General features: G+C 40.8%; 31 protein-coding genes. 5 read left to right on the top strand and 26 right to left on the bottom strand.

Features of this window, described 5'->3' with window-relative positions; all coding sequences use genetic code 11:
- Positions 1–146 precede the first annotated feature (146 nt).
- The 6 genes from ahpC to ACQKFG_RS06285 form a co-directional block, all read right to left on the bottom strand.
- Positions 147–710: an alkyl hydroperoxide reductase subunit C gene (ahpC, locus tag ACQKFG_RS06310; protein WP_063233159.1), complete on the bottom strand. Its 564-nt coding sequence runs from the start codon at positions 708–710 to the stop codon at positions 147–149.
- A 445-nt stretch (positions 711–1,155) separates the two neighbouring features.
- Positions 1,156–2,031 carry a superoxide dismutase gene (locus ACQKFG_RS06305; RefSeq protein ID WP_427557133.1) on the bottom strand — a complete coding sequence of 292 codons (876 nt, stop codon included), beginning with the start codon at positions 2,029–2,031 and terminating at the stop codon, positions 1,156–1,158.
- A gap of 122 nt (positions 2,032–2,153) precedes the next feature.
- Positions 2,154–2,642, bottom strand: a complete 489-nt coding sequence (locus ACQKFG_RS06300) for a YpuI family protein (RefSeq protein WP_141993594.1) — start codon at positions 2,640–2,642, stop codon at positions 2,154–2,156.
- 22 nt (positions 2,643–2,664) lie between these two features.
- Entirely contained in the window at positions 2,665–3,081 is a 417-nt protein-coding gene (locus ACQKFG_RS06295; RefSeq protein ID WP_427557130.1) for a hypothetical protein, read from the bottom strand.
- 55 nt (positions 3,082–3,136) lie between these two features.
- Positions 3,137–3,718 (bottom strand): SMC-Scp complex subunit ScpB, encoded by a 582-nt coding sequence (scpB, locus tag ACQKFG_RS06290; protein ID WP_427557127.1) that lies wholly within the window; start codon positions 3,716–3,718, stop codon positions 3,137–3,139.
- On the bottom strand, positions 3,705–4,472 hold the full coding sequence (locus ACQKFG_RS06285; protein ID WP_260284604.1) for a segregation/condensation protein A: 768 nt from the start codon (positions 4,470–4,472) through the stop codon (positions 3,705–3,707). The genes scpB and ACQKFG_RS06285 overlap by 14 nt, the downstream gene beginning before the upstream one ends.
- Before the next feature lie 215 nt (positions 4,473–4,687).
- Between ACQKFG_RS06285 and ACQKFG_RS06280 the strand changes: the two genes are divergently transcribed.
- Positions 4,688–4,780 carry a YjcZ family sporulation protein gene (locus ACQKFG_RS06280; RefSeq protein WP_081108854.1) on the top strand — a complete coding sequence of 31 codons (93 nt, stop codon included), beginning with the start codon at positions 4,688–4,690 and terminating at the stop codon, positions 4,778–4,780.
- Between the two features lie 167 nt (positions 4,781–4,947).
- Positions 4,948–5,484, top strand: a complete 537-nt coding sequence (locus ACQKFG_RS06275; protein WP_342614126.1) for a DUF309 domain-containing protein — start codon at positions 4,948–4,950, stop codon at positions 5,482–5,484.
- Between the two features lie 28 nt (positions 5,485–5,512).
- On the opposite strand, the gene ACQKFG_RS06270 is transcribed toward ACQKFG_RS06275, so the two are convergent.
- Entirely contained in the window at positions 5,513–5,857 is a 345-nt protein-coding gene (locus ACQKFG_RS06270) for a GNAT family N-acetyltransferase (RefSeq protein WP_076365552.1), read from the bottom strand.
- A gap of 590 nt (positions 5,858–6,447) precedes the next feature.
- Here ACQKFG_RS06270 and ACQKFG_RS06265 point away from each other — a divergent pair.
- Entirely contained in the window at positions 6,448–7,308 is an 861-nt protein-coding gene (locus ACQKFG_RS06265; protein ID WP_427558202.1) for a DUF1002 domain-containing protein, read from the top strand.
- Positions 7,309–7,346: 38 nt separating this feature from the next.
- Here the strand turns inward: ACQKFG_RS06265 and lysA are convergent, their stop codons facing one another.
- The 17 genes from lysA to spoIIM all read right to left on the bottom strand — a co-directional run bounded on the left by lysA (position 7,347) and on the right by spoIIM (position 23,080).
- The gene (gene lysA, locus ACQKFG_RS06260; protein ID WP_427557123.1) at positions 7,347–8,675 is read right to left on the bottom strand and encodes a diaminopimelate decarboxylase; all 1,329 of its coding nucleotides are present in this window, start codon (positions 8,673–8,675) and stop codon (positions 7,347–7,349) included.
- A gap of 274 nt (positions 8,676–8,949) precedes the next feature.
- Positions 8,950–10,443: a spore germination protein gene (locus tag ACQKFG_RS06255; protein WP_427557120.1), complete on the bottom strand. Its 1,494-nt coding sequence runs from the start codon at positions 10,441–10,443 to the stop codon at positions 8,950–8,952.
- Positions 10,421–11,002, bottom strand: coding sequence for a stage V sporulation protein AE (locus tag ACQKFG_RS06250; RefSeq protein WP_098370826.1), 582 nt, complete (start codon positions 11,000–11,002; stop codon positions 10,421–10,423). Before ACQKFG_RS06250 ends, ACQKFG_RS06255 begins: the two co-directional genes overlap by 23 nt.
- A gap of 43 nt (positions 11,003–11,045) precedes the next feature.
- Positions 11,046–11,468 (bottom strand): stage V sporulation protein AB, encoded by a 423-nt coding sequence (locus ACQKFG_RS06245; protein ID WP_144526820.1) that lies wholly within the window; start codon positions 11,466–11,468, stop codon positions 11,046–11,048.
- The gene (locus ACQKFG_RS06240) at positions 11,458–12,078 is read right to left on the bottom strand and encodes a stage V sporulation protein AA (protein WP_349728553.1); all 621 of its coding nucleotides are present in this window, start codon (positions 12,076–12,078) and stop codon (positions 11,458–11,460) included. The genes ACQKFG_RS06245 and ACQKFG_RS06240 overlap by 11 nt, the downstream gene beginning before the upstream one ends.
- A 155-nt stretch (positions 12,079–12,233) precedes the next feature.
- On the bottom strand, positions 12,234–13,529 hold the full coding sequence (locus tag ACQKFG_RS06235) for an NCS2 family permease (protein ID WP_192205397.1): 1,296 nt from the start codon (positions 13,527–13,529) through the stop codon (positions 12,234–12,236).
- Between the two features lie 284 nt (positions 13,530–13,813).
- On the bottom strand, positions 13,814–14,581 hold the full coding sequence (gene sigF, locus ACQKFG_RS06230) for an RNA polymerase sporulation sigma factor SigF (RefSeq protein WP_427557115.1): 768 nt from the start codon (positions 14,579–14,581) through the stop codon (positions 13,814–13,816).
- Positions 14,582–14,594: 13 nt separating this feature from the next.
- On the bottom strand, positions 14,595–15,035 hold the full coding sequence (gene spoIIAB / locus ACQKFG_RS06225; RefSeq protein ID WP_034308139.1) for an anti-sigma F factor: 441 nt from the start codon (positions 15,033–15,035) through the stop codon (positions 14,595–14,597).
- Between the two features lies 1 nt (position 15,036).
- A complete protein-coding gene (spoIIAA, locus tag ACQKFG_RS06220; RefSeq protein ID WP_034308142.1) occupies positions 15,037–15,387 on the bottom strand; it encodes an anti-sigma F factor antagonist in 351 nt (116 codons plus the stop codon).
- 131 nt (positions 15,388–15,518) lie between these two features.
- Positions 15,519–16,685 carry a D-alanyl-D-alanine carboxypeptidase family protein gene (locus ACQKFG_RS06215; protein ID WP_427557112.1) on the bottom strand — a complete coding sequence of 389 codons (1,167 nt, stop codon included), beginning with the start codon at positions 16,683–16,685 and terminating at the stop codon, positions 15,519–15,521.
- Positions 16,686–16,883: 198 nt separating this feature from the next.
- Positions 16,884–18,188 (bottom strand): pyrimidine-nucleoside phosphorylase, encoded by a 1,305-nt coding sequence (locus ACQKFG_RS06210; RefSeq protein ID WP_192205400.1) that lies wholly within the window; start codon positions 18,186–18,188, stop codon positions 16,884–16,886.
- Positions 18,189–18,252: 64 nt separating this feature from the next.
- Positions 18,253–19,065 carry a purine-nucleoside phosphorylase gene (locus ACQKFG_RS06205; protein WP_427557109.1) on the bottom strand — a complete coding sequence of 271 codons (813 nt, stop codon included), beginning with the start codon at positions 19,063–19,065 and terminating at the stop codon, positions 18,253–18,255.
- Positions 19,066–20,268, bottom strand: coding sequence for a phosphopentomutase (gene deoB, locus ACQKFG_RS06200; RefSeq protein ID WP_427557106.1), 1,203 nt, complete (start codon positions 20,266–20,268; stop codon positions 19,066–19,068).
- 299 nt (positions 20,269–20,567) lie between these two features.
- Complete coding sequence (gene xerD, locus ACQKFG_RS06195) at positions 20,568–21,461, bottom strand: site-specific tyrosine recombinase XerD (protein ID WP_427557103.1); 894 nt, start codon at positions 21,459–21,461, stop codon at positions 20,568–20,570.
- Positions 21,462–21,466: 5 nt separating this feature from the next.
- Entirely contained in the window at positions 21,467–21,694 is a 228-nt protein-coding gene (locus tag ACQKFG_RS06190) for a YqzK family protein (protein WP_057914302.1), read from the bottom strand.
- A 160-nt stretch (positions 21,695–21,854) separates the two neighbouring features.
- Positions 21,855–22,313: a Fur family transcriptional regulator gene (locus tag ACQKFG_RS06185; protein WP_101223459.1), complete on the bottom strand. Its 459-nt coding sequence runs from the start codon at positions 22,311–22,313 to the stop codon at positions 21,855–21,857.
- Positions 22,314–22,432: 119 nt separating this feature from the next.
- On the bottom strand, positions 22,433–23,080 hold the full coding sequence (spoIIM, locus tag ACQKFG_RS06180; RefSeq protein ID WP_192205404.1) for a stage II sporulation protein M: 648 nt from the start codon (positions 23,078–23,080) through the stop codon (positions 22,433–22,435).
- A 139-nt stretch (positions 23,081–23,219) separates the two neighbouring features.
- Here spoIIM and ACQKFG_RS06175 point away from each other — a divergent pair, with 139 nt between their 5' ends.
- Positions 23,220–23,783 (top strand): GNAT family N-acetyltransferase, encoded by a 564-nt coding sequence (locus tag ACQKFG_RS06175; protein ID WP_192205405.1) that lies wholly within the window; start codon positions 23,220–23,222, stop codon positions 23,781–23,783.
- A gap of 41 nt (positions 23,784–23,824) precedes the next feature.
- Here the strand turns inward: ACQKFG_RS06175 and ACQKFG_RS06170 are convergent, their stop codons facing one another.
- On the bottom strand, positions 23,825–25,000 hold the full coding sequence (locus tag ACQKFG_RS06170; RefSeq protein ID WP_427557097.1) for an endonuclease Q family protein: 1,176 nt from the start codon (positions 24,998–25,000) through the stop codon (positions 23,825–23,827).
- Positions 25,001–25,552: an NUDIX hydrolase gene (locus ACQKFG_RS06165; RefSeq protein ID WP_427557094.1), complete on the bottom strand. Its 552-nt coding sequence runs from the start codon at positions 25,550–25,552 to the stop codon at positions 25,001–25,003.
- A gap of 75 nt (positions 25,553–25,627) precedes the next feature.
- Here ACQKFG_RS06165 and mciZ point away from each other — a divergent pair, with 75 nt between their 5' ends.
- Positions 25,628–25,789: a Z-ring formation inhibitor MciZ gene (mciZ, locus tag ACQKFG_RS06160; RefSeq protein ID WP_076365517.1), complete on the top strand. Its 162-nt coding sequence runs from the start codon at positions 25,628–25,630 to the stop codon at positions 25,787–25,789.
- The last annotated feature ends 5 nt before the right edge of the window (positions 25,790–25,794 follow it).

Raw genomic sequence — 25,794 nt, 5'->3', positions numbered from 1 at the left:
CCAAATTGATTATTTTGAAAAACAAAAGGCACTTATTTTAGGTAAGTGCCTTTTGTCATAAGATCTTTCTGGACGAGTTGTCCCAGTAATCGTAATCAATGCTGGGTATGTCCATTACCTGTAGAAATGGACCATCCCATTATAAATTAAAGTTTACCTACAAGGTCTAGGCTTGGTTCAAGAGTGGCTTCACCTGGAGTCCATTTTGCAGGGCAAACTTTATCTCCATGTTCCGCTACGAATTGCGCAGCTTGAACTTTTCTTACAAGTTCTTCAGCATTACGGCCAATTCCTAGGTCATTAATTTCGTATGCTTTAATTTGTCCTTCTGGATTCACGATGAAAGTTCCACGTAGAGCCAATCCATCTTCTTCAATCAATACACCGAATTGACGGGATAAAACGTTTGCTGGGTCAGCTAACATTGGATATTGGATTTTACCGATTGTATCAGTAGCATCAGCCCATCCTTTGTGGCTGAAATGAGTATCTGTTGAAACTGAGTAAACTTCACAACCAATTTCCTTGAATGTTTCATAGTTATCTTGAAGATCAGCTAATTCAGTTGGACATACGAAAGAGAAGTCAGCTGGGTAGAAAAAGAATACTGCCCATTTTCCTTTAACATCTTCAAGTGTAACTTCTTTGAATTCTCCTGCATGGTAAGCTTGTACTTTAAAATCTTCAACTTGTTTATTGATCAATGACATAATAAATTCCTCCAATAGCTATTTTTTTATATGCTCCTGTTTATAATAATTATTAAATAGAAATTAGTCAATAAATATACCTTAATAATTTTTAAGTTCACAAATTGGTCACAGTTTTTATATTGATATAAATTAATTATTTTTAAAAACCCATAGTACTTCTAAATAGCATATTTAACACATTTCCAATGTTATTTCAAGGATTTATATAAGACACATGCTCATTATTTCGTGAAATGATATCATCTCCTTTTCAATCTAATTATAATATCCAAATGAGAATCATAAGTCGCTTCCAAAATAATAATTTGCAATTCTCTTTCATATCATTCCCATATTTTCCCTAAAAAATTCTTGATACAATATTTTGCAAAAAAAAAAAAAAACGAACCTTCACGGCTCGTATATGCAATTTGTTCTCAAAAGGCTTCCTGTATTTTGTCAGTTATTGCTTTTTCCAGATAAGTTTTTTCGCTTCGGTGAACCTTACGGCAGTTTTCGGCCAGTTTACAACGTCCCACCATTTGTCCACATAGGCTGCCCGATTATTTTTATATTGCAGGTAATAGGCATGTTCCCATACATCAAGAACAAGAATTGGGATCGTATCCCACTGGGTCAAAACCATATGCAATTCCGATTGAAGTATTTCTAGCCGCCGCGCACGCGGAACCCAGACTAAAATCGCCCAGCCAACTCCTTCTACTTGTTTGGCAGCTTCACTAAAATGACTTTTAAAAGCTGCAAAGCTTCCAAAATCCGTCTCAATCTGATTGAGTAAATCCCCCCTTGGCTGTCCGCCCCCTCCCGGAATCATCTCTTCCCAGAACAGCGTATGGAGATAATGGCCTGACCCATGAAAGGCTGCTTCCTTTTCCCAATGTTTCAACAAGGAAAAATCTTTCGTTTCCCTCGCTTTTTTCATCATCAATTCCGCTTTATTCAGACCATCGACATATGCTTGATGATGCTTATCATGGTGCAGATACATGATTTCCCTTGAAATCGTCGGTTCCAACGCCTCATAGGCATAAGGTAACGGCGGTAGCGTATGCTTCCCAATTGGCACTGATTGCCTATCCTGTATACTGAATTCTCTAGCGATTTCTTCAATTTCCTGGTAGACCTGAGCCATCTCTTCTTCAATCAGGACCATATCCTCATAATCCATTTCTTCCTCATCCATATCTTTTGTCAACTGGGAAAGCCGTTCAATATTCGACAGCAATGGCGAATCGGTGATATCGATCTTCTCAAGATATTCCATCACTTCATCAACCCAATCACTTACCTCTTTAGTATAATCTCGTTCATCGGACATCTTGCAACCTCCTCTTAACCTTTATGCACATAAATCATCAAAATATTTTATGTTTCGATTAAGCGGAGATTCCATTTATAGCTAAAAAAAAACAGCTAGGCCTCTTAAGCCCAGCTGTTTCCTTATCTTGACTGTAACATTTTCGTCCGGTAATCCGTTTCATAAAACTCCAATTCTTCACGCATCGTCTGGAATCCACTTTCCACGGCCTTCAGAATGGATATTATGCTGTCAGGTACACTTTGGTGAAATTTAATCGAGTTTTTTCCTGTATAGGCAGATCTGCTGTCCTCAAACCACCTATCTGATTTTGGGGAAAAGTATTCTTCGATACATTGATGATAAACTCTATAAAGCGTCTTCTCTGCTGCAGCTTTATTGAAAACATCATTTTTCAGAACGATTTGGCAAGCCTCCAAGCCCTCTTCACAACTTACAAGCATTCTTCTTAAACTAGAAAGGATTCCTTTATAATAGGTTTCATCCCCGCTTTTTTCCTCTTGCAGCTTAGAATAGGTCGTCTCATTCATAAATTCTTCTAGTTGAGCCACTGTCGTTTCTAAAAACCCTTTTACATCCTCAAGCTGAGATTTTACCAATGTATTCCCCAACCGTGAACCCTCCTCAAAATGATTAAGATTGAATATAATAGTCAACATGTGACTCTATATCATATGGTTTAGCTTGGTCAATAGATATAAACACTTTCTCCAATTTTTCAAATTCTATATTTTCGAAATAACCAGCCATCTCTTTTTCTGCATTTATATAAATACGTTTTCGGTTAACCAGGCTCGGATTTTTAAGTAAACAGACCATGGCAATGATATCAGCCATATAAATATCTCTGTTAGCGCTTTTGAATATTGGATTGGCGGGATATGGGGTCCAACGGGTGACCATCTCATCAAAATAGCGAAGATACAGTACATTCAGTGTCTTTTCTTCTCCATCCCTTATGTATTGTATAACGGATCGATTAAAGAAGTCCTCAGGTGAATTTGACTTTTCCTTTTCAAGCCCAAATCCATTGCATGCTACAATTCGCACCTGCAATCCCCCCGCATTCATTTTTTTCTATATTATCACAATTTATTGAAAAATGTTATTCGATTGTTTGCTGAAATTTTTCAAAAAACAGATCGGCTTCACCATTTTCAAAGCCATCATCCGATTTATCAGCGAGAGGCGGTAATTCATCAATGGAATTCAGGCCGAAGTAATCCAAAAACTCTTTAGTTGTCCCATATAAATAAGCCCGGCCCGAGCCTTCGGCACGTCCGACCTCTTTTATTAAGACTTTAGTGACAAGTGTATGAATGGGGCGATCCGTTTTCACTCCGCGAATTTCATCAATTTCAGCTCTAGTAATCGGCTGTTTATAGGCAATGATTGCGAGTGTTTCCAAAGCCGCCTGGGACAATCCTTGAGTGCTTGATGTTTCCACCAGCCTTTTCAAGTAATCCGAGTGCTCTTTCTTTGTCGCCATTTGATAAACACCCGCTATTTCGATCACCTGAATCCCGCGTACATCCGATATATATTCTTCCTTTAAACCTTCAACGATGTCCGTTGCTTGATATTCCGTAATTTCCAGGACAGAGGCAATTTGTTTGACGGATAGCCCTTCATCTCCGGCAGCAAACAATAATGCCTCAAGAATCCCTTTCCAATTAATAACTTCCAACTGGTTCTACACCTTCCTTAGCAGCAATCATGATGTCCGAAAAATTATCTTCCTGTTCAACGATGATTTCATTTAATTTCATCAGTTCCAGCACCGCCATGAAAGTGATGACGATATGCTCTTTAACTGGGAGCGAGAACAGTTCAAAAAAACTTTTCTTTCCTTTAATGGATTGTAATTCAATCATGATTTCATCCATTCGTTTCTCTATCGATATCTCTTGTTTCGTTACCTTCGTGTAAAGCGGTTTTTGAATTTTTTGCCTTCGCAGCAGTTTTTGAAGAGCCCCCAACATATCGTATAAACTTATATTCAACTCTTGCTTATCACTTTCCGCTTCTTTTACATAAACTGATAAATCACTTGGGGGTTTGGTGAAAATCAAGCTTCTTTCTTCTTCCATCCCTTTAAATTCTTCGGCTGCATTTTTATACTTTTTATATTCTAATAGTTTTTCCACAAGCTCATCACGTGGATCTTCCTCAAACATTTCCCCATCTTCATCCATCATCAGTTCATCTTCATGCTTTGGTAGCAACGTTTTACTCTTGATGGCAAGCAACGTTGCAGCCATCACCAGATATTCGCTGGCGACATCCAATTCAAGATGCTGCATCGTATGGATGTAACTTAGGTATTGATCTGTAATATCAGCCATCGGAATATCGTAGATGTCTATTTCCAGGCGATTAATCAAATGCAGAAGTAAATCCATCGGTCCTTCGAAAGCGTCAATTTTTATATTATAACCCATTAAATTACCTCATTTAAATCTAATTGGCCAATATAGACCTATTTCTTTTACTAATCAAGTATAGTGGATTGCCGCCCTTTATCCAAATAATAATTTACTGACCTTAGAAAAGTTTTTATTTGGGATTACCGTCAAATGGGTCGTTGCCCAATCACATTCCGAAATCCAACATAACCTAGAAATGTAAGAATAGCAGAACAAAGGAGGAACTTATTATGGGCGCAGGTGGTTTTGGACACGGCGGCGGATTCGCGTTTATTGTAGTATTGTTCATTTTATTAGTTATCGTCGGTGCTTCATGGTGTTAATTCAAGACTGATGAATCAAGCTGATTGCCTTGCAATCGGCTTTCCTTATTTTCCAGGAAAAAATTCTATGCTAAACTTAGTGAGTATACATAGCGGGTGTTAAGCTATAAGAAAATGGCTTTTTGCCTTACTTAAGTTGATTCCATCAAACAAAAGGGGTGCTCCTATTGAATTACGCGGAAGACTACCTTTCTTTCCTTGTCCATTTCCATGGGCCAAGGGATTACTTCGAATGTCATGAAATTCTCGAAGAATATTGGAAGGAAACCGCACCAAAAGAGCGTGACTCTCATTGGGTCGGACTCATTCAAATTGCGGTTGCCCTGTATCATGATCGCAGGGGAAACAAAAAAGGGGCTTCAAGGACCCTGTCTAAAGCCCTGGCAAATCTCCACCTTAAAAAGGCCGAGCTCCTGAAGTTGGGACTCGATCCAGAACGACTGTTCAAATTGCTCGAGGACACCCATGAGCGAATGTTATCACAAAAGCCATATAAAAGCATTAATCTGCCGATAGCCGATCAAAACTTGATTGAAAAATGCCAGTCCATCTGTTTGCAAGAAGGGTACATATGGGGTACAGATAGCGACATGGCTAATGCAGCAATAGTTGATAAGCATCTAATGCGTGACCGTTCGGATGTCATTTCAGAAAGGGCTCGGCAGCTAGCCCTTCGAAAAACAAGAATGGAGGACCGCCCTTAAAGGTGGTCCTCCATTCAAGCTTTCAAATTCAAAAATCTTCACACCTGTCAAGAAAGCTTTCCGTAAACTCATTTGCTTTTAATTCTTTGTCAGGATATTGCTCCTTGATGGCCCTGACCATCGTTTTACCGATACCTTGTTTCCGGAAGGATGGATTTACGGATATATGTTGTATCTCAATGTGGTTTGGAGAGACCTCTATCCCGATCAAGCCCGTAATCTCTTCATCTTTCCATAAGAACAGCTGTAGATTTTCATCCGTTTCATAATTCTTCATCGTATTCCGAAGCGTTTTTATTTCTTTTTCATTTGGCATGAAAGATAATAATCCCATGGCAAACTTCTCATAACTTTTCTTATACTTAATCAACATAATATCCCTCGTTACTAAATAACGTTTTTATTATCTTCCTGTTTCCGATTAATTTGCTTTGAATAATAATCCTCACATATAACATTTACATCATACATAAAAATCCCGTTCGTTTCAACATCACTTTCAGCACTTGATTTATCGGTGTGCTATGTGCTAAGCGATAAACAGCCAATATACGATTCCCCACATCAAAGCGATAATAAGCATCATAAGTAAAAGAGCCTTATTACTTTTCCTCATTCCATACTCCCTCTATGAATGGTCCAAATATTTAAATAACGAATTCATTCTACTATAACTTAACACAATCTGACAAATATCCTTGCAATCTTGCTTCGATTTTACTACATTGGTAAAGTGATCTAGGTTCATAGAGTGTCCTCTCAAGTATAAAAGACGATGATACACCCAACTTTTTCGTTAAAAAAACCTAGCTATCCTTGGCTATATAAATTTTTTTCAGGAAAATATGTATCTTTTTTATCCTTTGTTTCGTCAAATACTATGAATCTGATTTAAAGTGCCACCCTTTTATTGAAAGATTCCCAATTCAGCAGGAAAAGTTAAGGAGGATTATCATGAAAAAAATGAATAAATGGGTCATTATGACCATTTTATTATGTCTATTATTGCCATATAAAGCTTTTGCAGATGCAGCTGTTGGTGAAATGATTGTCACACTTGGTGAGAATTTGACAAATGAACAAAAAAATATGATCTTATCAGAAATGAAAGCTCCAAACGATGTCGAGGTCCTGACAGTTACAAATGCGGAAGAACATGAATACTTAGGTGACTATATCGCTAGCCGTCTGATCGGTACAAAAGCGATTTCATCTTCTGCCATTACTTTGGAGGAAAAAGGTACCGGACTTAAACTGGAGTCTAAAAACATTAACTGGGTTTCCGATGAAATGTATATCAATGCACTGGCAACTGCTGGAGTAAAAGATGCTACCGTTTATGTCACAGCACCTATACCTGTTTCCGGTACAGCAGCTTTGACAGGAGTCATTAAAGCCTATGAAATCTCTGCCGACAAGAAGATTCCTGAAGATGTGAAACAGGCAGCGAATGAAGAAATGGTGAAAACAGCAAAATTGGGTGACGAAATCGGTACAGAAGAAGCTTCTGCACTGGTTACGAAAATCAAAGAGGAAATGGCTGCAAATCCACCAGCCAATACTGAAGAGGTCCGCGAGGTCGTCGAGTCTTCAGCAAAAGACCTTGGAATCAGTTTAAATAATGCTCAAACTCAAAGTTTAATTGATTTATTCAATAAGCTAAAAGAATTGGATATTGATTGGAACGCTGTCGGTGATCAGCTTACTGCAGCTAAAGATAAACTTTCCAATTTTCTTGAATCTGAAGAGGGTCAATCATTTCTGGATAAATTGAAAGAAGTCTTCAGTAGTTTAATAGACGCAATCAAGTCACTTTTCAGCTGAATCAAATGAAAAAAGGATGGCCACTGCCATCCTTTTTTCTATTCTTTAGTGACGACTGCCGCTTCATGAAGGGCCAAATCCAAATGGATAAGATCTTCGTACGTCTCTCGTTTGATGACCAACCGGGCTTCTCCATTTTCAGCAAAGACGACAGCCGGTCTTGGAATCCGATTGTAATTATTTGACATGGAATATCCATATGCCCCTGTACAAAATACCGCCAAGACATCACCGCGGCCAGCTTTTGGCAATGGTAAATCCCAAATCAACATATCTCCGCTTTCACAGCATTTCCCGGCAATGGACACTGTCTCTTCTACAGGGTCAAGCGGCCGGTTTGCGAGAATGGCATCATATTTCGCTTCGTAAAGAGCGGGACGTATATTATCACTCATGCCCCCATCAACGGCAATATATTTGCGGACATTAGGAACTTCCTTTTCAGAACCGACCTTGTACAGTGTCACACCGGCGTCTCCGACTAATGAACGGCCAGGTTCGATCCAGATTTCAGGCATCACTAAATCAGAATCTGCAATCAGGTTCTGCACTTCCCTAACGATTTCCTCAACATATTGGGATGCCGGTAGCGGGTCGTCCTCTTGTGTATACCGAATCCCGAAACCCCCTCCGAGATTCAATACCTTTGGTTGAAACCCTACCGAGCCGTGCCAATCATTCAGCTTGCCGATAATTTTTTGGGCTGCAAGAAGGAAACCGGTCGTTTGAAAGATCTGGGAACCGATATGACAGTGAAGCCCCAGCACTTCGAGGAATTCACTTTGCAGTGCTTGCCGAAGGGCAGCTTCGGCCTGGCCGTTAATAAGATCAAAACCAAATTTCGAATCTTCTTGTCCCGTCAATATATAATCATGCGTATGGGCTTCGATACCTGGTGTTACACGAAGAAGGATTTTCACCTTTTGTTCACGGTTTGTACAAATTTCTTCCAACAGTGTCAACTCTGAATAATTATCGACTACTATACAGCCAATGTCATGATCCAAAGCCATATGTAGCTCTTCATCACTTTTGTTATTTCCATGAAAATGAATTCGTTCTGTTGGGAAATTCGCCTTAATTGCCGTATACAATTCCCCTGCCGAGACAACATCGAGAGAAAGTCCTTCTTGCTCTGCCAACTGGATCATGGCAATCGAAGAAAAGGCCTTACTTGCGTAAGCAACTTGAGCCGAAATCCCCAATTCCTCAAATGTTCTCTTGAACCCTCTTGCCCGTTCGCGAATTAGCTCTACATCATAAACATATAATGGTGTTCCAAATTGCTCGATCAATTCGATCGTGTCCACTCCGCCAATCTCCAGGTGTCCACGTTCATTTACACCACCGGTTCCGTACAAATGCATAATTGCCTCACCTTCCTGACTTAAAACTAAAGATTAATAAGAAATGAGGCAGCCTCAAATAAAGAAACCCTGCTGTAAAAGGTTCTCTATATGAACAAGCCTCATTCGAATCGATATCCCATGTAAATATTGTTCTCTATGACTGCTTTGTAGTTCGAAGGGAAAGACAGATTGGTTTAAACTCCAAAGAGTCATAGTAGCTCTATCTCTTTGTGAAGCCTAACAATACCTCTTTATCCGAATAAAATTAAATTACCACAACTTTTCGACAACATCAACCTTTAGATTTTCTCGGCTGCCTATAGAGATCCTGGGGATGTACAATACTCGGACGTTCTATAGTGCCAGGATAAGGTCTTCTTAATATTATATGTGACAGGGCCTTTGGCTGAAACGGGAGAAGCGGCCATAAATAAGGCGTATTTAACGTTTTTATATTAGTAAGCATAATAATGTAGAGTGTGATGCCTATGACTAGGCCAGGCACTTTAAATAAAGCGACCAATACTAGCAGGACTAATCGGGAAATCTTATTCGCAACCCCTAGTTCTAAACTCGGAGTGACAAATGTGCCGATTGTCGCTACGGAAGCGTAGAGAACCACCTCAGGAACAAATAGCCCAACATCTATAGCTATCTGTCCTATCAAAACTGCCGCAACCAAGCCCATTGCCGTAGAAAGCGGGGTCGGGGTATGGACGGCTGCCATCCTTAAAAATTCTATCCCAATATCTGAAATGAAGATTTGGATCACGATGGGTATATGCGTTTTTTCATTCGGCCCGATATACTCGAGCTTCTCCGGCAGGAGGGAAGGCTCTAAACAAAACAATAACCAAATCGGCAGCAAGTATAACGAAACGAAAATCCCGAGAAATCGGACCCAGCGTACCAAGGTTCCAACAGCAGGTGCCTGCCGATACTCCTCAGCGTGCTGCATGTGATGGAATAGAGTGGACGGGGTTATGATGACACTCGGTGACGTATCCACATAAATAAGGACATGCCCCTCAAGTAAATGTGTTGCAGCTACATCAGCCCGTTCCGTGTACCTGACAAGCGGGTATGGGTTATATTTTTGCTTGACGATGAACTCTTCGATCGTTTTATCGGCCATCGTTATGCCATCAACATCAATACTATTCAATTCCTTACGAACGATTTCAATTAAATCAGGATCGGCAATATCTTTAATGTAGCCGATGGATATATCCGTTTTCGATCGTTCACCTACATGCAACATTTCGAAACGTAATCTTTCATCCCTGATCCTCCGTCTTGTTATCGCTGTGTTAATGATGATATTCTCGACAAAACCGTCCCTTGATCCACGGACGACTTTTTCCGTATCGGGTTCTACTGGCTGTCTCCCTGGATAACTCCGGACATCCACAACCAATCCTATTGGTTTACCATCAACAACAACGACTATTAATCCGGATAAAACCTGATCAACAAGCTCATCCATCGTCTTTATTTCCTCAACGGATTGGTGTACAAGCAACTCTTTGACTGCATCAAAAACTTTAGTGGTCAAGATTTCCGCATTTTTGTTATGAATAAGAGAATCGAGGATTTCAATGATGTACTCTGTATCCGTCAGCCCGTTTACATAGTAAAGATGCACATCTTTTCTTAGAACCTTTATCCTTCTTACCCCTAAGTCGAAGCTGACGCCCAGACCTACATTCTGTTCCATGTACGCGTCAACTTCCGCTACCCTATTCGGAATCGGTTTCATGTTTTCAGGTTTTTCTGAAGTCATCATGACCACTCCTTTCCAATATGATTTCCACCGCTAGCTTCGTTATCGGTGCTCCTCTTTTAAAATCATCCTGATGGGACATTTTCCCGATATCCCCTATCCCCACTACTATGGGAACATGTAATTGATCGATGCAATACACCGTATCTCCAGTTATCTTGCCGAGTTCAAATTCTTCGGCGCCGTATTTATCAACCCCGTTCGGTGTCAGGTTACCATCACGGTCAATACAGATATCCACTTTGGTCCATTCTTCCCTTCTAGTCTTTGAAGCGACCGCTATCACACCAAGGACATTAATATCAGGGTGACCGGCAACTACCTTCATTGCCTGTTCGCCTGATCCTTCTCCGATAAAACCGCTATCATCAAACATGACCAATACTGGATCATACTTCGCCTTTTTTATTAATTCAACTAGCTCCAAGCCCGTATATCGTGATGGATTACCTTGGGACATGGAGATACACCTTCCCCCTATTTCCTTCGCTACGTGCTCGACAGCCCGTTTCGCATACTCATCTCCATCCGTAATCAATATCACTTTTCGTTTGGTCACCATCTTGGGCCTACCTTTCATCATCAGGAATAGTTACCTTATAAACTTATAAATCCACTAAATAAATCCATTGGAATAATGATCCGGCTATTTTTCCCAATACGAGTGCCATTAACAGATAAATGATTTTCTCTTGAATTCCGATTCGCTTTGACAAAACCGGAAATACATTCAGGACTTCAGTTAAGGCAGCAGCAAGCATTCCATTAAATATCCCGTCAGCCAAACCGATCGGAATTAATAAAAAATACGGGAGGGAAAATTCCGTTTCCTGTAATCCTAACCATGTCCCTGCGACAACTCCCGCAATGATGGCTCCTTCATAGTAATGAATCATCTTCATTGTTTTTGTCAGCTGGGTCAGTCTCGGAATCACCCCAAGTACAGTTAAAAACGCTACAAAACCGGCACCTGTCGCAAAACCCCCGGCCAAACCGACAAAGATTCCAAATATAATTTTACCGGTCATCAAGGTGGCGCACATTCTCCTTATTTTCATTCATGATTACATAACTGTCCAAATCCTGCTGATAGTTGAACATTTCAACCTCGAGCGGACTAGGTTCCTCATTGAAGCGTTTTTTAAAAAAGTGATTAAAAAATAGAATCATGCCCATACCAAGGCCGAAGCTATATGGGATTTGGATCAATAATGGCTTATCTTCCACTTTTCCCGTGATTATGGTAAAGATTTTTTGATGCACTTCCCCCATGCTGACATCCACATGAAAATTCATGATCGTCATCCCGCCGCCGATAAATAACAAAAACCAAACCAAGGCGAATGTCAGGTATGACATTTTCTTTTTCGAGAAGATGATTTCGATGATCGTTTGGGAGGGCCCGAATGACTCCAGTTCAATAGTCGGGTCCATCTTGCGGATGGCCACGATAACTTGAGCCAAATCAACGACAATAATATTCTTATCTTCCTTCTTGACCGTTAATAATATAATTTCTTCAATGATGGTAATCACTTCTTCAGGTCCGATTATCCTTGCAATATCTTTTATCCTCACCGTTTGATCTCCCTTTACTTGTACACGGTTCCTCATCCTGATATATACAACTGCCACTATCATCACATCCCGACCTTTTATTTCCTTATGATAGTAGTATGGTTTGGAAACAGTTTGAAAATGCAGGAAGTGAACCATGTCCAAATATTACTAATTTAAAAACAAAAAAAAGACACGCTGCAATGACAGCATGTCTTTTTGATTACATTCATACTTTAATGAGTAGGGAAGAAAATCAGCTGAATCAAAAATATAAATCCAAAAATATAAATGAGAGGATGTACCGATTTTCCTTTTCCACTGAATACCTTCATAAGGGGAAATGTAATGAACCCGATCGCAATCCCTGTAGATATACTTGAAGTAAGCGGCATCGTTAAAATGATCGCAAATGCCGGAAACGCCTCATCGAAAATTTTCCAATTTACTTTAGCCAGCCCTTCCATCATGAAACATCCTACAATGATCAAAACGGGAGCTGTGATTGCTTGAACGGAAGAAATTGCCGATATCAATGGAGAAAAGAAAATCGACGCAGCAAACAAGATTGCCACGACAGTAGCGGTTAATCCCGTACGTCCCCCTGCGGCTACTCCCGTACTCGATTCAACATATGCCGTCGAAGGGCTTGTACCAAACATCGAGCCGACTGTCGTCGCAATCGCATCACCTAAAAAGGCTTTCTTGGCACGAGGGATTTTCCCATCCTTCGTTAGTCCAGCCTGTTCCGTCACGCCAATCAAGGTTCCTGTCGTATCAAAGATCGTCACAAGTAAAAAGGCGAAAACAATTGAATATAATGAATTCGTGAAGACCCCAGCAATATCGATATCGAAAAATACCGGTGTTGGAGGTACAGATAAGACCCCATCAAAGTTGAGCAAACCGATAAAGTAGCCAATGATTGCCGTAATGATCATACCAATGAAAATTGCCCCTTTAATATTACGGGCCATAAAAATCAAGGTAATGAATAAACCTGCTAGCGCCAAAACGGTTCCAGGCTGGTGCAAATCTCCAAGCGACACCATCGTTGATTCATTAGGTACTACGATTCCAGCATTTTTCAATCCGATAAACGCAATGAATAAACCAATTCCGGATGTGATGCCATATTTTAATGAATTAGGAATCGCATCAATTATCATTTTACGCAAGCTTGTCACGCTAATTAATAGAAATAGCAAACCAGCAATGAAAACCGTACCGAATACGGTCTGATATGAAAGGCCCTGTGCCCCCACTACGCTGGCAAAATAAGCATTCAAACCCATCCCTGGAGCTATCGCAATCGGGTATTTTGCAACAAGCCCCATGATAAGGGTACCAATCACCGCTGATATGACCGTTGCCATGAACACTTGTTCAAATGGAATTCCGATTGAAGACAATAAAGCCGGATTCACAATAAGGATATAAACCATGGTTAAAAATGTCGTAACACCCGCCATGACTTCTGTACGGACATCCGTGCCATTTTCTTTCAGGGAGAAAAATTTTTCCAAAAACATATTTTAGACCTCCAGATCTAAAGGAAACACCGACAACCGTTTGCACGAAAGTACAAGGTGTCCTAATATTGTACTGCATCGACGTTTTTCTTGATCGTTATTCATTGAAAGAAAGATAAAAAACGAATGAGAAACGCGACCTTTACTATAATATTCGTTTTTATCTCTAAATTCAACTAAAAATTCCACCCCATTCATATTTTCGCCCTACTTGATAAGAAATCACTTTTACTTTTTCCTAAAATCAAGATTTATTTTCAGCTCAATAAAAAAAACCACATGAATCACTGATTCATGTGGTTTTTCATTTGCTGAAGAATCTTCTTTTCCAGCCTTGACACCTGGACTTGGGAAATACCAAGCCTTGCCGCTACTTCCGATTGCGTCTGATCTTTATAATACCTCAGGAAAACAATCAGCCTTTCACGTTCATTCAATTCATGTATGGCTTCTTTCAAAGCGATTTGATCGAACCAGGATGTTTCATTATGGTCGGCGATCTGGTCAAGAAGAGTAATCGGATCTCCATCATTTTCGTAAACCGTTTCATGGATCGAAGAAGGGCTCCTGCTTGCTTCTTGGGCCATGATGATATCCTCTGGCGACAGCTCTAGATGTTCCGCCAATTCATTGACAGTCGGAACACGGCCATAAGTTTTTGAAAGTTCCTCTTTGGCCCTGCGAATTTTATTCGCCATTTCCTTTAATGACCGGCTTACTTTAACCGTTCCATCATCACGGATAAAACGTTGGATTTCACCAATGATCATAGGTACAGCATACGTTGAGAATTTCACTTCAAACGATAAATCAAATTTATCCACGGACTTCAAAAGGCCAATACAGCCTATTTGATAAAGGTCATCCGGTTCGTAACCTCGATTGAGGAATCTTTGCACCACTGACCATACAAGCCTCAGATTGCTGTTGACAATCAGGTTCCTCGCATCTTGGTCACCGCTCTGGCTGCGTTGGATTAAATTCCGCAATTCCTCATCTTTTAAATGGGGCTGGCCTTTCTTGCTCTTATCTTTTTTAACCTCCACATCCATATGCAAGTCTCCCTTAATTGCACAAAGCTCTGCTTGTAGTTAAGTGCTTTTTTAATCGAATGATCGTGCCTTCGCCCTTGTGGGAAATAATATTGATTTCATCCATGAAGTTTTCCATGATGGTGAATCCCATACCGGAACGTTCAAGTTCGGGTTTTGTCGTAAATAACGGCTGTTTAGCCTCCTCGACGTCTTCAATGCCCAGCCCTTCATCCCGGATGGTCAATTCCACAGTATCGCCTTCGATGACCACTGAAATGTAGACCCATCCTTCCGGATCGCTTTCATAACCATGGATAATCGAATTCGTAACGGCTTCTGACACGACAGTCTTGATCTCTGTCAATTCATCCATCGTCGGGTCCAATTGGGCAATGAAAGCCGCAACAGTTACCCTGGCAAAAGATTCATTTTGGCTAAGTGCAGAAAATTTCGTTTCCATTTTATTTTTCATCTTAGGCAACCCCCAGTCTTTGCAAAGCGTTTTTTTCGGATAGTTCCATTTTAACAATTTTAAACAACCCTGACATCTCAAATAACCGCTTTACTGCTGGAGAAATTGCACAGACCACCATTTCACCTTGCTTTTTGTTTACCTGCTTATAGCGCCCTAAAATAACTCCGAGCCCCGAACTGTCCATAAAATCCAATTCTTCCATGTTAAGGATGATATGCTTGATATTATGCTTTTGAATGGCTGCCTCTGCCTGGTTTTTCAATTTTTCTGCTGTATGATGATCCAAATCACCTTTGAGACGAATGCACAATACGCGGTTTTTCGCCTCCATATTAATCGTAAGACTCATTATATACAGCCTCCTTCACTGTCTTATAAAGAGTCAAATTCTCTTTTTCACCTGGCGATTCCTCCTTACTAGCAAAACTAGTGGAGTTTCGCCTAAATTAGTACGATTAACAGGCAATGCGACAATTTATTCTATTTCGCGTGGGTAAACATGCCGAAAGCCCTTTTATACAATTGCCACCAGCTCGCTTTTTCAATAGTTTCCTTCGCAACGATCGGAGATTCGACATACACCTTACCGTTTTTCTTCAATTCAAGCGTACCAATTTCATCCCCTTTTTTAATCGGGGCATCCAAATCTTTATCAAGCGTGATTTTTTTTGTAAAGTCCTTTGCCGTTCCGTTTTTGGCTGTCAAAACTGAAATAGGTTCACTTGTGACCCCCCCCACGGATTTTTTGTGTCCTTTACTTACCTTGGCTTCACCTAACACCTCGCCGCGTTTATAAATCGGGTATGTGATGTATTGTGAAAATGCATAATCTAACATCTTGGTGACCTGAGCATTTCGTTCTTTTGGAGAAACTGCTCCGAAAACGACGGCAATGACACGCATATTCCCTTTTTTAGCAGTCGCTGTCAAACAATACTTCGCTTCATTTGTGAATCCTGTCTTCAATCCATCGACCCCAGGGTAAAATTTCACTAATCTGTTCGTGTTGACAAGCCAGAATTTCTTTTCGGTATTTTCACGGAGATAATCTTCATATGTACCCGTGAACCTTGTAATCGTATCGTATTTCAATAATTCCTTTGCCATGATCGACATATCATGTGCCGAACTGTAATGATCTTTAACAGGAAGGCCTGTTGCGTTTTGGAACTTTGTATTTTTCAATCCGAGATCTTTCGCCTTTTTGTTCATTTTCCTAACAAACTCTTCTTCCGAACCAGCTAGACGTTCAGCCATGGCCACCGATGCATCATTCGCCGAACCGATCGAGATGCCCTTGAGCATTTGTTCTGTGGTCATTTCTTCACCTGGCTCGAGAAAGATCTGGGAACCTCCCATCGATGCTGCATACTCACTAGTCCTGATTTTCTCCTTCATGCTAAGTTCGCCTTTATCGATCGCTTCCATGATCAACAGCATCGTCATGATTTTCGTCATGCTTGCCGGTGAAAGGCGAACGTCTGCATTTTTATCATAGAGAACAGTACCTGTATCCCGTTCAATCAAAATAGCGGATTTAGCATTTGCCGCCAATTCGACTCCTTTTTCTTCAGCTGCTTTTGTATGTGGGATGCTAAAACCCAATGCTACCAAAACGGTTAAAAATAGAGAAAGAATCCGCTTCATCTCCATACCCTCCAATCTTTATAGGTTTTATTTTTTCCATTAAACCCATTTTTATACAAATAAAGATGAATTTTGAAACATATATTGGATATAGGGTAACAAAGTGAACCAAATTAAAAGAGGATGCGCATGGGCATCCTCTTTTAACATTCAATGGAATAAACGTAAAAAGGCCGCTTAATGGCGGCCTTTTTACGTTTATTCCATGATCTCTTTATAGATCAATGTAGGTTTTTCTATTTTCTCTTTTGAAATCGCAATGCTTTCATACAATTTTTCTTTTACTTTTGAAACATCTTCAAAATTGCTGTAAATCGTCACTAGGGATTCACCTTTTGCCACGGTTTCCCCGATTTTTTTACGAAGTACCAGTCCGACTGCCAAATCAATCTCTGATTCTTTTGTTGCCCGCCCGGCGCCTAACAGCATGGCTGCCGTTCCTACCTCATCAGCGATGATTTCCGATACATAGCCGTCCTCTTTCGCTTCCAGCTCGAAAGTATGAGCAGCCTGCGGTAGTTTTTCAGGCTGATCCACAACCGAACCATCGCCTCCCTGCGCTTCTAGGAAAACCTTGAATGAGTTAAGTGCAGAACCATCCTTAATCGCATTTTCCAGCAAGGTTCTTGCTTCTTCCAGCGAGCTTGCCTTTTTGGCAAGGTATACCATATGGCTTCCTAGTGTTAAAGAAAGTTCCGTTAAATCTTCCGGTCCCTCTCCTTTAAGCGTATCGATGGCTTCCTTCACCTCTAAAGCATTTCCGATTGCGTAACCCAACGGTTGGCTCATATCGGAAATGACGGCCATCGTGTTTCGTCCCACATTGTTTCCAATGCTAACCATTGCATGCGCCAACTCTTCGGAATCTTCGAGAGTTTTCATGAAAGCGCCCGCTCCCGTTTTAACATCAAGTACAATTGCATCAGCACCAGCGGCGATTTTCTTACTCATGATCGAGCCAGCAATCAAACCGATACTGTTAACGGTAGCCGTAACATCGCGCAATGCATATAACTTTTTGTCGGCTGGAGTCAGGTTACCACTTTGTCCAATGACAGCTATCTTATTTTTATTAACAAGTCGAATGAACTCGTCGTTTTCTATTTCGACATGAAATCCTTTTACAGACTCCAACTTATCGATCGTTCCGCCTGTATGACCAAGACCGCGTCCTGACATCTTTGCCACTGGAACACCTACAGCCGCAACCAATGGTCCAAGCACTAGCGTTGTGGTATCACCAACACCGCCTGTTGAATGTTTATCGACCTTAATTCCTTCAATCATCGATAAATCAATTTGATCTCCTGATTCGACCATCGCCATGGTTAGATCAGCACGTTCCTGCTCATTCATGCCTTTGAAATAAACTGCCATTGACCAAGCGCTCATTTGGTAATCCGGAATCGTGCCATCGGTAAACCCTTTGATGATGAACTGTATTTCTTCCGTAGTAAGAGCCTTTCCATCACGTTTTTTCTCGATTAAATCTACCATTCTCATATTAGAATCCCCACTTTTTCAAAGACACCGGATTTCTTTAGGTGTACTTGTATTTTTGTTCGATTTATATGTCCTTAACGATATGCTTAACAAATTCAAGAAAACTGCTTTTCACTTTTTCAGTCGTTTCAATTACCTCTTCATGCGACAAAGGCTGATCAAGAATGCCTGCGGCCATATTTGTAAGGCATGAAATTCCAAGCACCTTCATACCACTATGCCTAGCCACGATAACTTCCGGAACTGTCGACATACCAACTGCATCCCCGCCAAGGATCCTTGCCATTTTCACTTCTGCCGGCGTTTCATAGGTCGGTCCTGTATTTCCGATATAGACACCTTCTTTAATATCCAAGCCTAGTGAAGCTGCTATTTTTTTTGCTTGCGTCCGAAGGCCTTTATTATAAGCCTCCGACATATCAGGGAATCTAGGGCCGAAGCGCTCTTCATTAGGACCAATCAATGGATTAGCCCCCATTAAATTAATATGATCCGTAATGAGCATCAAGTCACCTGGTTCATAGCTTTCATTTACGCTTCCGGCAGCATTCGTTACAATTAACTGCTCAACACCAAGTAGTTTCATTACTCGTACAGGAAAAGTGACCTTCTCCATCGAGTAACCCTCATAAAAGTGGAAACGTCCTTGCATGGCTACAACTTTTTTGCCACTTAAATGTCCAATGACAAGCTGTCCAGCGTGTCCCTCCACAGTCGATACCGGGAATTCCGGAATTTCGTGGTAGGGAATAGTTATCGGATTTTCAATTTCATCCGCCAATACTCCAAGCCCAGAACCAAGAATCAGTCCTATCTCCGGAGTGCCTTCAATTTTACTTTTTATAAATGACGCAGCAATCTCTATTTTATTAAACATCTATTTACTCTCCCCTAAATTTAGATCGCCCAATATATTTTTTCCAAAGGCAGGCATTTTCACATCAAAATTAGCAGCGACCGTCGCCCCAATATCAGCAAATGTATCTCTTATCGGTAGTTCGGCACCTTCTGTAAATCGTTTGGAATAAACTAATAATGGGACATATTCACGTGTGTGATCGGTTCCTTCATGGACCGGATCATTCCCGTGATCGGCAGTGATGATCAATAGATCATCCTCGTTCAGTTTATCAAGGACTTCCGGCATCCGGGCATCGAATTCTTCCAATGCCTTTCCGTAACCCTCTGGATCGCGGCGGTGACCGTATAAAGCATCGAAGTCGACTAGATTAAGGAAACTTAAACCTTTGAAATCCTGTTCTACCGTTTGGATTAATTTATCCATTCCATCCATATTGGATACGGTCCTCAATGATTCAGTGACACCTTCCCCATCAAAGATATCAGAGATCTTCCCGATTGCTAGCACATCATATCCAGAATCTTTCAATTCATCCATTACAGTCCGGTTAAAAGGCTTCAACGCATAATCATGACGGTTAGGCGTTCTTTTGAAGTTGCCTGGTTCACCTGTGAACGGTCTGGCAATCACGCGTCCAACCTTGAACTCATCAGCCATTGTCATTTCACGGGCAATTTCACATATCTTGTATAATTCGTCTATTGGGACGATATCTTCATGTGCAGCAATCTGTAATACGGAATCAGCTGATGTATAAACGATCAGCGCACCCGTTTTCATATGTTCCTCGCCAAGCCTTTCGATAATTTCCGTGCCGCTTGCCGGGACGTTCCCAATAATTCCCCGACCCATCTTCGCCTCAAGTTCATTGACTAATAATTCCGGGAAGCCATCTGGAAATACACGGAATGGAGTTGATATATTTAACCCCATGATTTCCCAATGTCCAGTCATCGTATCTTTTCCTGTAGAGGCTTCCTTCATTTTCGTGTAGTATGCGAGAGGTTGCTGAGCTTTATCAATCCCCTTGATTTCACGGATATTGCCTAAACCCAATTTTGCGAGAGTCGGCATGTTTAATCCATTCATTCTTTCTGCGATATGGCCAAGTGTATCCGCCCCTTTATCGCCGAATAAATCTGCATCAGGCGCTTCGCCAATCCCAACTGAATCCATAACTATTACAAATATTCGTTTAAATGCTGAATTTCCTTTCATGAGTCATTCCTCCTAAAATAGTAAATCACTTTTTATACTCTCTATAATACCCTTATGCTGCTCAGTTACTCTTCATTTAAATGAAATCGCAAGAACGTCAGAAGTCTGACCTCTCTACATTGTAAACGATTACCATGATGTAGACAAATAATATATTTCGTAATGAAACAAAGTGCTCCAAGATGCATGTTGGAATTATTTGCAGCCTCTATAGCAGTCCGTACAAACGGAGAATAAGGCTGCTCCTCCAACTGCCTCGCAGTTAAATTCACAACCTTTTCTATCATTCTACTATTCTTTTAAGCTCGCGGATGGAATTTTGAATATACATCCTTGATCCGTACGTTCGTAATATGTGTATAAATTTGAGTTGTCGAAATATCCGCATGACCAAGCATTTCTTGGACGGCACGTAAATCAGCCCCGTTCATCAATAGATGTGTCGCGAACGAATGTCTTAGTGTATGCGGTGTAATTTCTTTTTCAATTTGTGCCGATTTTACAAGTTTTTTTAGAATCTTCCAAAATCCCTGCCTTGTCAGCCTGTTTCCATGATGATTCAAAAAAAGTGAATCCGTCCTGTGCTTGGGACTGGCCATTTTCCCCCGGGAACTTTCCATATAATGTTCTATCGCACCCAATGCAGTTTGTCCAATCGGAATGATCCTCTCTTTATTTCCTTTCCCTACGCAACGGACAAAACCCATCGATACATGGACATCACTCACATCCATGGATATCAACTCACTGACACGCATACCCGTCGCATACATCAGTTCTAGCATCGCCTTATCGCGTAAACCGAATTCATCCATTTTCTTCGGGGCATCCAATAGTGCTTCAACCTCTTCCATGCTTAATACCTTTGGAAGACTTCGTTCCGGTTTTGGTGTTTCTATATGTATGGACGGATCCTGCTCGGTTACTTTTTCCCTTAGAAGAAATTGATGAAAAGACCGAATGGAAGCTATATGACGCGCCACCGTCTTCGACGATTTCCCTTGATCCTTCAAATGCATGAGGAAATGCAGGATGTTCACCCGCCGTGAATCATTCCAAGCTTCAATGGTTTCAACATCTTTCAGATAGCTCCAATATGATCTTAAGTCACGCTCATACGAGACGAGCGTATTTTTGGCAAGTCCTTTTTCAATGGTTAAAAAATGAATGAAATCCCTAATTTGATTCTCCATATTCATTACTCCCCGTTTAAATAAAACAACATTAAGCGTTCAAGCCATGCATCATCACCCGTATCAACAGCTTTCGATACTTTTACGGCCATGCCTTTCGGTTCATCATAACGATGATAACTTTGATATTCCTGATTTAACCATACCATTCCTATATAAAAAAGAACAGTGAAGCTAACAAAGAGAACCATCACTTTAGCCGTGTGCAAAACAAGCGATAATGATGTTTTCATCATCTTTCCCCTCCCATTCGATCCTTTGTATCAATCTATGCCCAACAGGACAAGTTTTATACGTGTTTCGGAAAGGAGAAAACAAAAACAGTCCTTCCTTTTAGAAAATAGGTTTTTAAAATGCAGAAAACCTTCTCCATTAAATGGAAAAGGTCCGACTTCATTCACCTTTATTCTCTTCTTTGTCATGACATCGATGACAAATGCCATGAAAGGTTAATCTATGGTCTTTAATCTTGAAGTTCCAGTCGCGTTCCACAATGTCTTCTACGTCTTCAAGTAGGTCTTCCTGGATCTCATCTACCGCACCACATTCCACACAAACAAGATGATGATGGAAATGCGCAGCTCCTTCTTGTCTTAAATCATAACGGGAAACCCCGTCTCCAAAGTTAATTTTATCTACTATCTTCAATTCAGTCAGCAACTCTAGCGTACGGTAAACTGTTGCCAATCCAATTTCCGGCGACTTTTCTTTGACAAGGAGGTAAACGTCTTCTGCGCTTAAATGATCCTCTTCATGCTCAAGTAAAACGCGGACGGTCGCTTCTCGCTGAGGCGTTAATTTGTAGCTGGACGAGTGTAACTGCTTTTTTATCCTATCAATTCTGTTTTCTATTTCCATACCTAATATTCCCTCCCGCGCCGCTATCTTATCCATTATATCAAAAGAGGGAAAACTGTCAAAATAGATTTCTTGTTAATGATAAAAAAATTTGCGGGAACGGTAGATTTTCATTAATGACCCAATAAACTTACGACATTTTTCATTAAAGAAGGGGATAAGTATGCTTCAAACGCAGCAGCCGTAATCAAAAATAACCCCGACAAAACCAATGAGAAAATATACCGCGAAATTATCGGCTTCAGCGGTTCACGAACCTGCTTTAGGAAGATCCGGCTGATCATTTTCATTGATAGTGCGACGGCAAGGACGGTTATTACGATGAATATCGGGACAATGAATATATTTTGGGGCAGAATGGCGACAAACGATAATAAGAATCCGCTCCATCCCATTTGATTGACTAAAAAGCCGACTGTGAATCCAACAACCATCCCTTTTATAAATAACAAAACCAGGATGACAGGCAAACCGATGACCGATATTCCCAGAATCCAGATGACCCCGATATATTTTATATTATGCATAATACTTTGGCTGAACATATCATGCGAAGATGCAAATTCACCCTTGGATACTTGTCCGAAAAATTGCGATAAATAATAGAACAAGTCTTCCTTTTGGGTAAAGCTCAAACTATTCACCAATATTGCCCCAAAAATGACGCCCATCAAAAAAAGCACAGTGATAAAGACATATAATGAGGAATGTTCGTTAATATGTTTCATTACGGCATTTTGTACGACAGATTTTTTTTTCATCTTTCATCCTCCCAACTCCGCTTACTAGAATCTATGTTTTCACTCTCTCATTTATGCTAAGAAAACTTTCCCCATCAGCCAAACACTTTGAATCCAATCCGTGTTATAATTTTCCATATCAATAATATGGAGGCCGGATATGAAAGCTATATTAATGGATTTTCCCGAAAAAATTGAAACCCCACGATTATATCTAAGACCTTGTCAACCTGGCGATGGCCTGGACCTTTACGAAGCCATTGTCCATTCTAAACCTGAATTGAAACAGTGGCTGCCGTTTGCACATCAAGATTTTTCGTTGGAAACTTCTGAACAGAACGTCCTTAAGTCCTTTGCGGACTTTATTTTAAAAGAGGATATCAGGCTCCATATTTATAGGAAAGAAGACGATCAATTCATTGGCTCCACTGGTCTGCACCGAATTAATTGGGATATCCCTAAATTCGAAATTGGCTATTGGATCGATACAAGATACAGTAAACTAGGCTACATAACGGAGGCAGTGGAAAAGTTAACTAAATTTGCCTTTTACCATTATGGCGCAAAACGAGTCGAAATCCGCTGTGACCCTAATAATATAGCCAGCAAACGGATTCCTGAGAGGCTGGGATATACCCTTGAAGGTATTTTGCGTAATGACTGCCTCAGTGCAGACGGCAAGGAAGTGCGGGACACCTCCATTTATGCAAAAACAACAACCTGAAAAAGTCCTGACAGATCTCATCTGTCAGGACTTTTTCAGGTTTATTCCTTTTTGACCTTTCCGTACTTTCCTCCGCCCCCCACTTCAAAAGAAAGCGTCCCTTTTCTGGCAGAATCGATGTAGAACGCCAATTTTTCAGGAACGATTTCCATGAGCTGTTCAAGCGTAACTTCATGAAGGATATTCATCTCTGTTCCAAATGCCGCCAACAGTTTTTCCATGGATTTAGGTCCGAGTCCTGGGATGAAATCGAGTGGCACTTGATGGATATACGGCGGCCTTTCCCTTCCGTTTCTTCCGTCCAGCTCGGAAATGGAGAGTTCTTCGATCCTGGACGATACCCCTTTAATAATGGATTTATTACCACACTCGGGACATTGTTCATCATCCCTCAATACCTGGTGTAAACACCCTGAACATACGGTTTGATGATACTTTCCCAATAAGGGGTTCAATCCATAATTAACGGCCACCTTACGATTCCCTTTTTCTTTAAGGGCTTTTGCAAGCTCATTGAAACTTGGTTCTTCAAGCAGGACTTTTTGATATTCACGGGCGATTTTCCCAAGCGAATGCGCATCGGAATTTGTCACGAATACATAGGAGTCCAACTCCTCGATATCCTTGACCATTTCTGTATCTGAACTTAAACCAAGTTCGATGGCATCAATGAGCTTCGGATCGAATACTTCTGTCAGACTGGATCGCACCCCTTTTCCATATAAGCTTTTAAATGGGGTAAAAACATGTGCCGGAATAAACAGGCCTCCCAGTGACTTCACGATCTTTTGCAGCGTTCTTCCATCACAATAAATCCTTTGGGAGCTCAAGGTGATATTTTTAACATGTCCACCCATCCATGAAGACAATTCCTTCATCGCTTTTAAAGTGGGAAAATAGGCGAGGACATGGATCGGTCCATTACAATTCTGATCATAAATTTCAATCTCCGAGCCTGGAATGATGGTTGTATTCTTGTATTGAAGTCCGCCTTCAATCTTTTCCGTGATTTCGCCATCAAGAATCCCCGCTTCGATTTCTTCGATAATTTCAGGAGAATGGCAATCGATTATTCCGATTAGATCAAGGCCCTTCCTTTCACTTGCCACTTGCAGCACATTGCTGAAGGTTAACGTTTTAGCACCTGTTATTTTTACGGCCCTTCCGCTTCTCGTTCTGCCTATATGGATATGCAGGTCAGCGTAAAATTCTTTCATTTATGATGTCATCGCCCTTTTCAACTGCAGATACTGAACTGCATATGCCGTTTTGGCATCCTGGATTTTCCCTTCATCCATATAAGTTTGAGCTTCCTCCAACGTGAGTTCAAGCATCTCGACAAATTCGTCTTCATCCAGTGGGGCCGCATTTTCTTTCTTTTTCAAATTGTGGGCCATATAAAGGTGGACCAATTCATCGGCGAAACCTGGGGATGTATAGAAGGATATGATGTGCTCCATTTTTTCGCATTCATAACCTGTCTCCTCTTCCAGTTCCCGTTTAGCCGACAGAACCGGCTCTTCGCCTATTTCCAGCTTTCCTGCAGGAATTTCCACCAAGCTCCTCTCCAGCGCTTTACGGTACTGCTCAACCATGATGATTTTATTGTCTGCCGTGAGAGCTATGATGGCAACCGCCCCCGGATGTTTGATTATTTCACGTTTACCCGTTTTCCCATCTGGAAGCTCTACATCATCCACTTGCAGGCTGATTACCTTTCCCGTAAAGATTTTTTTCGAAGATAGCGTTTTTTCTTCAAATTTTTTCATCCTGACCACTCCTCTGTTCTAATTGCAGCATGATTCCTCATACATTTTACCATAATAGAGATGGAGGGCGATTTAATGAAAGTTTACGTATTGGAAAAAAGCGTTACTTTATCCGGAAAGAGTTGGGAAATCCTTCAAAAACTAAAGCAATTACAAAATCAATATGTCTATATCAATGATTGGATTGCCGACATACATGATCAGGTGCCGCCCACTCCTTTAAAACGGATCAAGTGAATTCT

The organism is Peribacillus sp. NPDC076916 (genome assembly GCF_050269675.1).
GTDB classification, from domain to species: Bacteria; Bacillota; Bacilli; order Bacillales; family DSM-1321; genus Peribacillus; species Peribacillus aracenensis.
The sequence above is the reverse complement of the archived record's forward strand: the minus strand, read 5'-3'. Positions and strand labels throughout refer to the sequence as shown.